At 45.9% G+C, this 13346-nt stretch carries 7 protein-coding genes; 6 read left to right on the top strand and 1 reads right to left on the bottom strand.

The window, feature by feature from the left end; genetic code table 11:
- Positions 1-40: 40 nt before the first annotated feature.
- The gene (locus D0S45_05050; GenBank protein TIH18587.1) at positions 41-2233 is read left to right on the top strand and encodes an ATP-dependent RecD-like DNA helicase; all 2193 of its coding nucleotides are present in this window, start codon (positions 41-43) and stop codon (positions 2231-2233) included.
- Between the two features lie 304 nt (positions 2234-2537).
- Here the strand turns inward: D0S45_05050 and D0S45_05045 are convergent, their stop codons facing one another.
- Positions 2538-4808: a GGDEF domain-containing protein gene (locus tag D0S45_05045; protein ID TIH18586.1), complete on the bottom strand. Its 2271-nt coding sequence runs from the start codon at positions 4806-4808 to the stop codon at positions 2538-2540.
- 257 nt (positions 4809-5065) lie between these two features.
- Here D0S45_05045 and D0S45_05040 point away from each other — a divergent pair, with 257 nt between their 5' ends.
- The 5 genes from D0S45_05040 (at position 5066) to D0S45_05020 (ending at position 13317) form a co-directional block, all read left to right on the top strand.
- Complete coding sequence (locus tag D0S45_05040) at positions 5066-6148, top strand: glycosyltransferase family 1 protein (GenBank protein ID TIH18585.1); 1083 nt, start codon at positions 5066-5068, stop codon at positions 6146-6148.
- Positions 6149-6162: 14 nt separating this feature from the next.
- A complete protein-coding gene (locus D0S45_05035; GenBank protein ID TIH18584.1) occupies positions 6163-7443 on the top strand; it encodes an O-antigen ligase family protein in 1281 nt (426 codons plus the stop codon).
- Positions 7440-9272, top strand: coding sequence for a heparinase (locus tag D0S45_05030; protein TIH18583.1), 1833 nt, complete (start codon positions 7440-7442; stop codon positions 9270-9272). Before D0S45_05035 ends, D0S45_05030 begins: the two co-directional genes overlap by 4 nt.
- 115 nt (positions 9273-9387) lie before the next feature.
- Entirely contained in the window at positions 9388-10896 is a 1509-nt protein-coding gene (gene xrtD / locus D0S45_05025; protein ID TIH18582.1) for a VPLPA-CTERM-specific exosortase XrtD, read from the top strand.
- Between the two features lie 36 nt (positions 10897-10932).
- Entirely contained in the window at positions 10933-13317 is a 2385-nt protein-coding gene (locus tag D0S45_05020; protein ID TIH18581.1) for a tetratricopeptide repeat protein, read from the top strand.
- Positions 13318-13346 lie beyond the last annotated feature (29 nt).

Genomic DNA, 13346 nt, shown 5'->3' with positions numbered 1-13346 from the left:
GCCCCCGCGAGGCCGCCGGAGGCCTATATAGGACCAATTGATGTCGGATATATTAACTGGTGAAGTCCGGACAGTTGTTTATCATAATGAAGAGAACGGTTACATTGTAGCCCGTGTCTCATCCAAGGACGAACCGATGCAGATCACGGTTGTGGGAGTTCTGGGTTCTCTCACACCCGGCGAATCCGTTGAACTCCACGGCCGCTGGAAACAGCACCCTAAATTCGGCCGTCAATTCGAGGCCGATTTTTATGAAAGAATCCGTCCGGCAACCGAGGCCGGGGTTATCCGATTTTTGAAATCGTCTTCCATCAAGGGCATTGGTGAATCCATAGCTACGGATATGGTCAAAACATTTGGCATTGAAGTGCTGGATGTTCTTGATGATGAACCGGAAAAACTACTCAAGATCAAAGGTATTTCTAAAAAGAAGCTCGAAGCGATCAAGGAATCGTGGTCATCCCAGCGCGAAATCAAGAATCTGATTGTTTTTCTGCACACCCATGAAGTGCCGCCTACCTACGCTGCAAAAATTTTCAATCTCTACGGCGCACAGTCGGTTACTAAGATCAGTGAAAATCCTTATGAACTGGCCTATGAAATCCGGGGTATCGGCTTTAAAACAGCTGATACCATGGCCCTTAAACTTGGTTTTGCGCCTGATTCGCCGCAACGCATTGAAGCAGCCATTGTTTATTCGCTGTTTTCAGTAAGCGAGCGGGGCGGACATATGTTTCGTCCAAAAGATAAGTTGATTGGAGATGTGACTAAAATGCTGGGCGGCGTTGATCTGGAGTTGATCAGCGAAGGTATTTTTTCATTGGAAGAGCGCAAAAGGGTTCGGGTGGAAAATCTGCCGGAACAGGACATTGATGAAGCGGTCTTTCTGATGCATTTTTACCGTTTTGAGCGGGAGATATGCAAACGTCTGCATGGGCTGGTCAGTCATCCCTCCCCGGTGAGCCGGGAGAAGGTGGAAAAGACTCTGCCCGAAGTTGAATCCGAGCTTGGTTTTGAGCTTTCAGATGAACAGCGCGAGGCGGTTTTTGAGGCCTGCGTAAATAAATTTTTCATCATCACCGGAGGGCCGGGTACAGGTAAGACAACCATCACCCGCGCCGTGGTCATGACTCTTAAAGAGCTGGGGCTGAAGGTCAAACTTGCTGCTCCCACCGGGCGTGCGGCTAAAAGGCTTTCCGAGGCTACCGGACGGCAGGCTTCCACCATCCATCGCATGTTGCAGTTTACCCCGGATGATGGCGGTTTTTATTACAATGAGGATCAGAAGCTTAAGGCGGATGTGCTTGTTGTGGATGAGGCTTCCATGCTCGATGCTCAGCTTTGTCTTGCGGTGTTGCGTGCTGTTCCGCTGACTTGCCGGGTTATTTTTGTGGGCGATGTGAACCAGCTGCCGTCAGTTGGACCGGGCAACGTACTTTCCGATCTGTTGCAGAGCGGACAGGTGCATAGTGCAGTGCTGAACCATATTTTTCGGCAGGCGCAGGAAAGCTATATTGTTGTTAACGCTCACCGCATTAATGACGGCGAATTTCCTATGCCTCATCCGGCAGAAGCACCGGAGGCTGATTTTTATTGGATCCCGCAGGAGTCTACGCAAAAGGTGCAGGAGATGATTGTTCAGACCGTTTGCGAGCGGATTCCTGAGCGGTACGGTCTCGATCCCATGACCGATGTGCAGGTGCTGACTCCCATGCATAAAGGGGATGTGGGAACCCAGAAGCTGAATGCTGTGTTGCAGGAAAAACTTAATCCCGGAAATGGCAAGGGACTTAAGCGCGGTTTTGTTGAATACCGTGTGGGTGACCGTATTTTGCAACTGCGCAACAATTACGACAAGGAAGTATTCAACGGCGATCTTGGCCGGGTCATGTATATTAATACTGAAGATAATGAACTCACCGCCGAGTTTGACGGTAATATTGTGCATTACGAGCTTGCTGAGCTGGATGAATTGACCCTCGCCTATGCGGTCAGTGTGCATAAGTCGCAGGGTAGTGAATACCCGGCAGTGGTTATGCCCATTGTTTCCCAGCACTATATGCTTTTGCAGCGTAATCTGCTTTATACCGGTTTGACTCGTGCCCGCAAGCTGGCAGTTCTTATCGGCAGCAAACGGGCTTTTCATATCGGGCTGAATAACGTTACCGCAGGCAAGCGGTTTACCAACCTGCGCTACCGTATCAAGCAGATTTTCGACGAAAATTTATTGTAGGCATATGAATGCCTCCGGCGGCTGGGGAAGGGAAAATTTTTGCAAAAGTTTTCCCTTCCCCAGACCCCATCCCTTTCAAAACCTTTCAGTATGCTTCGCATTTAGCGTGGTAGAACGGTTTCCGAAATAAAAATCGCAATAGCATGTATGCTGCTGCGATTTTTATTTTTACGGGTTGCTCTAAACGAAGCGGCGAAGCCTTAATAAAAGTTTTTGAAGAGTCTAGAGAAACTTTTTTCAAAAAGTTTCTTTGGCCGCCGGAGGCATAATCTTTTTAATTAAAAGCGCGTAGCGCATCAAAGTGCTATTTTCTTCTTCTTTCGCGAACCCAGCAGTTGCCTTCGATGGACTTGGCCCATTTCTTAAGGGATGCGGCCTGTTCGCCGATTTCCATGAGATTCTGATCCGGTTCGCAATCGAGAATTGCAAGAGACACTGATACTAGCGGAAATCTGGAGATGGAACCGTTGCGCCCTTTACCTTCCATCCAGCCTTTCTTGGCGTCAGTTTCATTGTAATTGTGTTTGGCCAGTCTTTTGAAAATGCGGGTTACGGATTTACAGAGTCGTTCAGCTTTCACGGGATGGGTGACCATGACAAAATCGTCCCCTCCGATATGACCAACGAAATCACCACTGGCTCCATGTCTTTTGCTGGCCCATGATATTACTTTACTGATTTGAAGGATTATTTTGTCCCCGTTTTTGAAGCCGTAGGTATCGTTGTAGACCTTGAAGTTATCGAGATCGGCGTAAATGATGCTGTACTTTTCCTTTGCTTTCATGCGGCGATCGATTTCTTTTTCAATGTCGAGATTGCCGGGCAGACCGCTGAGCGGGTTTGTTCCTTTAGCCATTTCCACTTGTGCGTGGGCCAGTGTGTCCAGCAGACGTTGTACTGAAACCGTACCCATCAGTTGTCCTTTCCGCGTGATGATTACATCATCGTAGGCTTGTTTTCTGGCCCGGGCCATGGCTTGCTGGGATACTTTTTCCACGGTGGTTTCAAGGTCAACTATGAGCGGCCCGTCATCCATTACAGATGAAATGGGCTTGTTGGAGTATAGGGCGACACCGTACTTGCCTGAAAGATGCTTGTTCAGATTGTATTCCATGACCAGACCGCAGGGGTAGTTGTTTTTTACCACCACGATGCTACTCAGGTTGTTGGTTTCCTTGAAAGTCTGCTGCACCATGGGCACCGGGGTATCTGATTCAACAGATTCCACCTTGTTGACCAGATTTTTTACCGGGATTCCGTAGGTGCCAGTATTGGTTACTAGATCGGAGGTTCTGCGCAGGTTCAGGGTTTCAGTACTTAGTTGGGGTTTCTCTCGCTGCGGACGGGCGAAGAAATAACCCTGTCCCAGATGCACCCCCATATCTACTAATGTCAGGGCTTGTTCCTGTGTTTCCACTCCCTCTACGATTAGTTTACCGCCGATTTTTTCCGCAAAGTCGGTGAAGGTGTCGATCAAGGCCCGGTTGACCTGATTGGTCTCGATGTTGTCGACAAAAGACTTATCCATCTTGATGTAGTCTGGTTTGATTTCAGCGATGGAAGTCAGACCGGAATATCCGGTTCCGGCATCGTCAATGGCAACCAGATAGCCTTGGTTGCGATAGTGATCCAAAGTTTTGCGAAAAGTTGTGAAGTCCTTCACGCTGTGTCTTTCAGTTATTTCAAAGACGATGTTGCCCGGTTTGAGTCCCCATTTTTCCAAAAGACGCTTGGTCTCTCCGGTGGTGAAGTTGGGGTCGACAATTGTTCTGGGATGGATATTGAGGAAAAGTTTGTGCTGAGGATTATGATCCCCGAATGTTTTGATGGCAGCTTCACGGCAGAGTTTTTCAAGCTGGAACAGTTTGCCCAGTTTTTCAGCCATGTCGAAAAGGGTCAAAGGGGATCGGAATGGTGAGTTTTGCGGTCCCCTTGCCAGGGCTTCCCAGCCGTGGATAGATTTATCGTTCAGGTTTACTATGGGCTGGTAATGGCAGCGGATATCGGAATTAATTATGATGTCGTTAAATTCATTACTTAATTCAAGCTTGGATATATCGACACTTTTTTGAGCTTCAAGGCGTGCTTCACCAATAGCTGAAAGGAAATTTGACCACAGTTTGTCATTTGAATGTTCAGCATGAAATGATGAGTATCCGCTGTTAATGGTAATATTGTTGCCTGTGCGACCTATCTGGTCAATTCTCAGTTTGTTTTCAGTGTTCACTTTGAATTGATAAGCCAGTTCTTGCAGGGATAAGGTGTGTTTTGTCTCTGTGGGGTCCAGCAGAAAGAATTCACCGGCATTGAAGGAAAATATGTGAAAATCATTGTGATGCAGGTTTTCTTTTCCTTCTTCGATGATGGCGGAACTTATCCCCTTTTCCAGTTGGTACGCCCATTCAGAGCCGTACATGGCTGAGAGGATTGGAAAGTCCTGAATTGCGAAATATAATATGTTGAGCCAACCTACATTTTGAATAAGACTCCCGATGCCCGGACCTTCTATAATGCTCATTCTTTTCTCGGTGGTATCGTATAAATCGGCCGCTTTTTTCTTTAATAATTGTAACATGTGTATCCCCGTCAGATGACAGTGCTCAGCTTGTTAGTCGTGTGAGAATTAGTTTCAATAACAATGCGAAAAAAGTACGCTCAATTTGGAGTCGGTTGTTACTGTGTTGTTACAATGTGTTTAAGATTTGTTGCAGCATTATTGTAGGACAGGAATATTATTTAATCTTAATATCTCTTAATTCATAATTGACTGGAATAGTGACGATAACTGGGGTATTTTGAAATAAAATAACTGAAAATCAGAACGGAGAATAGATGAGGTTACTGGTTATTTCTCCTGATTTGCGCCACATGGGCGGAGTGGTTGAAACCGTGAAGCTGCTGTTACGCGAGCTTGAAGGCAAGGCAGAAGTGACCCCTGCTGTGCTGGGACGCAGGATCAATCAGACAGGTTTTGCGCGTTTTTTTAGAACACTGGCTGATATTCTTAATTTGTTTTGGCTTTCTTGTTTCAACCGTTTTGATGTTATTCATATGAATCCTTCTTTGAATCTTGTGTCTGCACTGAAGGAAGGAATTCTTTTTCTCATGTTTTGCCTGCTTGGTTATTCCGGGAGGATTCTCATTTTTATCCATGGCTGGGATGAGATTTTTTTCAGGCGTATTGCTACAGGCCGTTTTTCCGCAATGTTGCTGCGCGCGGTGCTTAACCGGGCTGGAATGGTCCTCGTGCTTGCCGAGGATTTTAGGAAAGAGCTAGGCTCCATCGGTGTGGACCTTTCCAGGGTCGAAGTGGTCAGTACCATGGTTGATATGGACAATCTTCCTGTTTCATCGGTTTGCCGGGATGATGGGAAGTCTCTTTTATTTCTTTCCCGGATGATTGAGGGGAAAGGTGTGTATGAATTGCTGGATGCTTTTTCTCTGCTTTGCGCTAGGTTTGAAGGACTTGAACTTGTCATGGCCGGAGACGGGCCGGAACAGGAAAATTTGATGCGCATTGCGGAGTCTCGAAACCTTAGCAATGTTTCGTTTCCGGGATATATTCAGGGTGTTGAGAAGAATAGATTGCTTGAAAAGTCTTGTATTTATTTATTGCCCACAAGCAGGGAGGGATGTCCTGTTTCACTGCTTGAGGCAATGAGTGCAGGGTTGGTTCCGGTGGTGACGGATGCCGGGGGCATTAAAGATGTGATAAAACCGGGGCAGACCGCTGTGTTATTGGATGAGGTCAGTGCCGAGGCAATCGCCGGGGCAGTGGCTGGACTAATTGATGATTCAGATTTCAGGGTAGCGGTATCTGAAAATGCCCGGAGATTTGCTCGTGAGCATTTCAGTTCCCACAAAGTTACTGGAGAAATTTTCGAGTTTTATGAACGATTGAATTTCCAGAAGTAAAATGGTGGACTTGCATGACTGCATTATTGTTCATGTTCTTTTTTTTTCGTCCGATCATGTTTGTGGATATCGGATGGCTGGTCTTCGGTCTTAATATAACCGAGGTTTTTGCTATTTTTGCTACTGGTATTTTGATTATTGCTTTTATTCTGCGTGCCATCGCTACAAAGACAATAAATATTTCCGTTGTTGATTTCTTCTTGTTCTCATTTGTTATCTGGGTGTTGTTTATTTATCTGCTTTATATTGACCGTTCCCACATAAAAGAAGCAGCAAAGTTTGTTATCCCATTTATTACTTATTTTGTATTGAAAAATGTTATTACTAACGTAAAAGACTATGCCCGGTTCATAAAACTGATGCTTATCGGCTATGCCATTCCTATTCTTGGCAGTACTTTTCTTATTGTGCAGGGGAAGGGGTTGTATACTGTTTTATTTTGGACAAATCTTTCCCGGTTCAGCGGTGTGTACACCAATCCTCACAACCTTGGGCATTGTATGTCATTATATTTAATGGTGCTTGCCGTCTATGCTGTAATTTGCAAAGACCATGATGATCTTATCCCCTTGTTGAAGCAGAGACTTTTTTTTATTTTTTCATTCATGCTGAGTGTTTTTGCTCTTTACTGTCTTTATAAAAGCTATGTGCGTACTTGTTTTTTCGGAGTGCTGATTTTTGTTTATTATTACCTGTTCAGAGTTAATAAGCGGCTTCTGGCCCTTCTGTCCGCGATTATGGGAGTGGTGCTGATTCTTTCGGCTGCTGTGCTGTACACAATTTTTTTTGATATGGTCGATTCTGCAAAAAATCCGGATAAATCCCAGTTTGGTTCGGGGCGTCCGGTCATATGGATGCATAATGTTGAGGAATTTGTTTCCCAGCCGTTGGATGGTATTCTGGCCGGGGTCGGGGTCGGCAATATTTATTCCCATATCAGGTCACGCAGGGAGCAGGTTGGCGACATGCTGAACAGTCATAACGATTTTCTTGATGTTCTGACCCAGACCGGGATTATTGGTTTTTTTCTGTTTATTGCTTTTCAATTTTCTCTTTTCCTGAAAATACGAATGCTTGAGGGGAGGGAGCGTTATATCTTCCTTGCCCTGTTTTTAACCGTGACCTTTATGAATTTTGTCAGCAACAGCTATGTGACCCGTTTCGGACTGGGGCAGATGTTTTATGCTGTGCTGGCTTATATTGAGTTACCCGAACATAAAGTCCGCAGGCAGGAGAGGTTGGAAAAGGTAAAGCAGGAAGCTGACCGGATCATGGAAGGCGGAGGGCGTTCATGAGTATGGAACGGATCGTCTGGCTTTTTAATAGACTACGGGCCATGGGGCCTGTTGAAATCATGCGGCGATGCATTGATGAAGGAGTCTCCTTCATGCAAAGTCGCGGCCTGATGCTGGCAGCAGATTCACCTTTGTTTTTTTCTGATAATTCACTGCTGCATGTCCCGGAATTTGATTCGCAGGAGAGAGACTTAGAAGACGTTTTGCGGATTGCGGATAAATTGATTGATGATGGAATGGATGTCTTCACACTTTCCGGGGTGGAATGCGTTAATCCTGAATGGAATCGTGATCCCCTGACCGGAATTGAGGCTCCGCTTTATTTTGCCAAGAAACTCAATGTTAAAGACATCAAGCTGTGCGTAAATATAAAATATTTATGGGAACCGGGCAGGTTTTTACAAGCAGTTCCCTTTGCGCTTGCTTGGAAAATTTCAGGTGAAATTAAATACCTGCGGGCGGTAAAGGGCATGCTTGAGTCTTGGTTGAATCAATGTCCGTATTTAATGGGAGTTCATTGGGCCAGTCCATTGGAACTTGGGCTCCGGCTTATAAACTGGAGTATTGTTTGGCAGTATGTCGGGGGTTTTGATTCGCCCATGTTTGAAGGAGAAGAGGGGCGTGTTCTTCGTGATTGCTGGCTCCAGTCCATTTATCAGCATATTCATTACATTGACGGCTGCTATTCGTATGGTTCATCTGCAAATAACCACCTGATCGGCGAGGCTGCCGGAGTTTTTATTGCCTGCTGCACCTGGCCTTTCGAAGATGATTATGACCGCTGGAAGAGCCGTGCCTTGGGGATTCTGGAAGATGAGGTTCATAATCAAGTCTGGCCGGATGGTGTAAACAAGGAACAGACTCTGGCTTACCAGCAGTTTGTGTATGATTTACTTTCCCTCTCATATCTTTTTGATCCGATTTGTTTTTCCACTAACTATTGTGATGTGCTCAAAAAAATGAATGTCTTTATTGCAGCCATGTCTGACGGGTCCGGTAATTCACCCATGATAGGTGATGCGGATGATGGCAGGGTTTGCGGATTGTCTCTTTTGCCGCAGGGCGTGCCGCAAGTATTTACTCCTTCTGGCGGTCAGCCGGATTCGTTTCCAGACGGTGGCTATCATATTCTGCGTGATGACCGTGCCGACTTGTTTATGGTTATCGATAGCGGACCGTTAGGATACGGAACTCTTGCCGCTCATGGACATGCTGATGCGCTTGCAATTTATCTTACGCTGGACGGCCATGAATTTCTTATTGATCCGGGCACCTATGTGTATGGCTCAGATCCATTTTGGCGGGAATATTTTCGGGGAACTTCAGCCCATAATACCGTGCGTCTGGATGGAATGAACCAGAGTGAGTCTGGCGGTAATTTTCTGTGGAATACCCATGCACAAACTTATGGAAAAGTTGAGCGTGGACAAAGTGAGGATGTTTTTCAAGGTAGTCACGACGGATATCAAAGGCTTGCCGATCCGGTGACTCATTCTCGGCAAGTCCTTTTGAACCGAGAGGAAAGACAAATTTCAGTGCGCGATGGATTTTCTTGTTGCGGAGAACATCTTGCAGAGCAGTTTTGGCATTTCAGCGAGGAGTGCAGAGCAGAGCTTCTTTCGGATAACATGGTGCAGGTCGAAAATGCAGGAATAAGGATCAGCATGACATTTGGCCCTAATGTGCGGCTGGAATTGTTTAAAGGTGATGAGCAAATTCCTTTAGGTTGGGTTTCGCGGCGGTTCGGGGTTAAGGTTAAAGCGGTAACTCTTGTTGCAACGGCTGAAGTGGAAGGAGACACCGTCCTCAGTACTGAAATTTTTTACTAAGTTTTTTATTTCAGCAGGTTTGATATTTCTGATAATGTTTTTTTCTGTTACTTATTGCTGAACCAAGTTGTTTTTGCAGGTCTTGCGTGATTTATTGCTCCGGGGAGTATTACAAGTGGCAGCTGTTCTATCTTTTATTTCTGTTGTGGCAGCATGGATCGTGTTGTACTGGGATTCTTTTCCGCCTCTTTTAAGGAGATGGAATACTGATGATTATTCCTATTGCTGGCTGGTAGTCCCTCTTGCTTTGTATGTGGCATGGCAACGTAAGGACTTGCTTCCAAAGGTTATTACTCCGTCATCCGGTTCCGGTTATCTGGCCTTGCTTTTGAGCGGGGTTCTCTTTTTTCTGGGTAAGGCTGCGGCTGTGGACGCATTGGTTTTTGTCTCCATGTGGCTGACCGTGGTGGCACTGGTCTTGTTTGTCTACGGCTGGCGGTCCATGAAAACCTTCTTTTTTCCGTTGCTTGTACTTGCTTTTGCCGTACCGCCGCCGCCTTTCATCAACCGCACGCTTACCTTTAAGCTACGCCTTATTTCATCTGATATTTCCGTACGCATAATGCAGTTCATCGATATTCCCGTGTTCAGGGAGGGGAATGTCATCGACCTCGGGGTGATTCAGCTTCATGTGGTGGATGCTTGCAGTGGCTTGCGCTATGTCTTTCCTACCATTCTTTTGGGTATTCTCATGGCGTACTGGTTCAATTCCCGCACTTGGCAGCGGGTGCTGGTCATCCTTTCCACTGTGCCCACTGCTATTTTTACCAATGCATTACGTATTGCCATTGTGGGCTATTTGGCCCGTAATGTTTCCGTGGAAACAGCAGAGAGTTTTTTTCATGACGCTTCAGGTATCGTGATTTATTTGCTTTCAATTGCAGTGCTTGCCATATGGAGTCTGTTGCTGAATCTATTAGGTGGCAGAAAAGTGGAGCAGCGGGCTGGGTCCCGGCCCGGATATTACGGGCAACCGACCGGGAGGGGCATGCATGTTTTTCTAATGGCTGCTGTTCTGGGACTATATTTTGCCGCCAATATGTATCTACTTACCGGGCGGGTGATCCCGCAGCGGGCAAGTTTTGACAATTTTCCTCTGGAAATCGGGGAATATGTGGGGAAAAGGGAGTATTATGGTGAGAATGTCCTTAAATCCCTAGGATCTGATGATTATCTTGCCGGTGTGTTCAGAGATAAGCAATCCGGGCGTGATATACTTGTTCTGGTTACCTACTATGATTATCAGGAACCGCAGCGGGCAGCCCATAACCCGGTCAGTTGTCTGCTGGGCGGCGGTGGTTGGAGTCTTACTTCATCCCGCGACTTGCCTGCTGATCCGCAAAAAGGCCGACCGTTCGAAGTCCGCAGGCTGCTGCTTGATAAGCCGGGACAGAGGTTGCTGGCTTTTTACTGGTTTCAGCAGAGGGGCAGGGTCATCACTGACGAATATATGAATAAGGTTTATCTGGCTGTAGATTCCGTTACCCGGCAACGGACAGACGGTGCTCTGGTCAGGGTTGAACTGTTGCTGAACGAAGATGAAACAGTCGAGCATGGTCAGAAGGTTCTTGAAGATTTCATTAGAAAATTTTCAACAACACTTAAACCTTATATTCCTGAATAGCGCATCTGAATTGAATTAATAAATACGGGGAAATCAATGCGAAAGAATTTTTTTGCGGTAATCCTGATAATAGTATCCTTCTGCCTTTTGGGCGGATGTGAAAAACGACGGGACGATTTTTACCAGAAGGCTGTGGAGTACTACAATAAGGGAATGTATACCGAAGCCGGACTTGAAATAAAAAATGCTCTTTCCATTGATCCCGAATGCGCTTCATGTCGTCTACTGCTCGGAAAAGTTGCTCTGGAAAAAGGTAATTTTCAAGGAGCGTTCATTAACTTCAGGTATGCTACGGATCTTGATCCTGTCTTGGTTGAAGCAAAGGTTGAACTGAGCAAGCTCTACCTGCTGGCCCGCGAATATGATGATGCCGGAGATATGGCCCGCAAGGCACTTAATCTGGATGCTTCAAACATTGAGGCCCGGTTGGTGCTGGCTTCTGTTCTTGCAGAGAATAGAAAATTTGTTGAAGCGGAAAAGATGCTTAAGATTGCCTTGAATGAAGATCCGGGCAATCCTGATGTATATCTTTCCATGAGTAGTATCTATGTCCGGCAGAATGATAATAAAAAAGCTGAAGATGCATTGCTTGAGGGGCTTAGTCGCCTTCCTCGCGATTCTTCTTTGCTGATGAAGATTGTGGCATTTTACCGCAGCAATAATCAGTCGGAAAAAGCTTTGAAGTTTGTGGAAAAGCTCCTGCAAAATAGCAGCGGCGATCCTCGGACAAAAGTTTTTGCGGCTGAATTTTATTCCGCCATGGGTGATGTTGTCAAAGCTTCAGAGTTAATGGCTGAGGTGGTTCGCAATCATCCTGAAGAAGCGAAATACAGGGTTCTTTATTCAAGGGTCCTTAATTCTCAGAAAAAATTTGTGGAGACCGAAAAGCTTCTCAAGGAAGGGTTGGAGTTAGATGAAAGTTCGCTCCCTATAAGGACTTCTCTGGCAGGGTTGTACATGTCTCAGGGGCGTCAGGAAGAAGCTGTGCAATTTTTATTGGATGGTGTGGCTCTGGACCCGGAAGGATCTGAAAGTGCTGATTACGTTGTCTATCGCAAGCAACTTGCCACTATGTATCTGGATATGAATGAACCGAAAAGGGCTATTGAGCAGCTTGATAAAGTAATTGAACTGAACCCAAAGGATGCTGAGGCCCATTATTTGCGCGGTCAGATTTTTCTTTTTGAGGGGCGCGGAAATCTCGCTGTTTCTGAATTCAGGCAGGTGGTCCGGGATAATCCTGAAAGTGCTCCTGCCTATGTTCTGCTGGCGCGGGCGCATTTGGTTAACGATGAAGCCAGTATCGCTATCGAGAATTTGAAAGAAGCCATTGCTCTTGATCCGGGATACGCTCCGGCAAGGGAAGTGTTGATCAATACTTATCTTGATCGCAAAGATTGGCATCAGGCAATTCTTGAATTGCAGCGACTCAGAGAGAAACGGCCTGATGATATCCAGATTTTGGCTGCAATCGGCGATGTGTATGCCATCAAAGGTGATAGAAATCTTGCCAACCGTGTTTTTTCTGATCTGGCTAGGAAGTTTCCCGATTCTCCTGTTGGAGAGATGAAGATGGCTGAGCTGGCTCTTTCTCAAGGTAAGAATTCGTTGGCGGAGAAGCATTATACCTCTGCCCTGAAAATAGCTCCTGATTCCTTGGCAGCGATTCAGGGGAAAGTGGATATCTTTATCCTCCAGCATAAATATACCGCTGCAACTAATTTTTGCGAAAAGCTGCTTCAGAAGTTTCCCGATAATGCGAGGATTTATGAACTTCTCGGAAGGGTCTATGCTGCGAGAGATAATTTTAAGGCTGCTGAGACCAATTATTCCAGAGCGGTTACCATTGCGCCGGAATGGATGCTGCCTTATCTGCGCATCGGTGATCTTTATGTGAGCAACAAAAAGCTTAAGGCAGGTATTGCCAAGTTCAAGAAAGAGGTTGAGAAAGATAGCGTCAGTCCCGGACCTCAGTTTATTCTAGGTCTTCTTTATGAGCAGAATGGAGAGTATGAAAAATCACGGGATATTTATTCTAAACTTCTGGAGCAACATCCCGGATTTCAATTGGCGGCTAACAATCTGGCCTATCTTCTGGCAACTAAGTTTTCAGATAGCGGGGGTCATATGGAACAGGCTCTTAAGCTGGCCCGTGTAGCTGCCAGCAGTCAGAGCCCTGAAGCTCTCGATACTCTTGGTTATGTACTTTACCTTAACGGGGAATATGAGCAGGCTCTGCATGTATTGAATTCAGCTTTGCAGGTTTTACCCGAATTCTCAGCGGCCCAGTTCCATAAGGCATTGGTGTATTCTCGTGAGGGTAAGAACGATGAAGCGAAGAAGATTCTTAATAAGCTTCTTAAAAGTAAGGATGATTTTCCAGAACGCAGCGAGGCTGTTAATTTGCTTGAACGGCTTTGAGCTGTAAAGATATTAAAAATTCATTAAGG

Source organism: Marinifilum sp. JC120, from assembly GCA_004923195.1.
Taxonomy (GTDB): Bacteria; Desulfobacterota; Desulfovibrionia; order Desulfovibrionales; family Desulfovibrionaceae; genus Maridesulfovibrio.
This window is presented reverse-complemented; position numbering and strand designations above follow the sequence as displayed.

Bases quoted from the DNA above. Each gene is read 5' to 3' on its own strand.
- D0S45_05050 (TIH18587.1), top strand. From the start codon at position 41: ATGTCGGATATATTAACTGGTGAAGTCCGGACAGTTGTTTATCATAAT.
- D0S45_05045 (TIH18586.1), bottom strand. From the start codon at position 4,808: ATGTTACAATTATTAAAGAAAAAAGCGGCCGATTTATACGATACCACC.
- D0S45_05040 (TIH18585.1), top strand. From the start codon at position 5,066: ATGAGGTTACTGGTTATTTCTCCTGATTTGCGCCACATGGGCGGAGTG.
- D0S45_05035 (TIH18584.1), top strand. From the start codon at position 6,163: ATGACTGCATTATTGTTCATGTTCTTTTTTTTTCGTCCGATCATGTTT.
- D0S45_05030 (TIH18583.1), top strand. From the start codon at position 7,440: ATGAGTATGGAACGGATCGTCTGGCTTTTTAATAGACTACGGGCCATG.
- D0S45_05020 (TIH18581.1), top strand. From the start codon at position 10,933: ATGCGAAAGAATTTTTTTGCGGTAATCCTGATAATAGTATCCTTCTGC.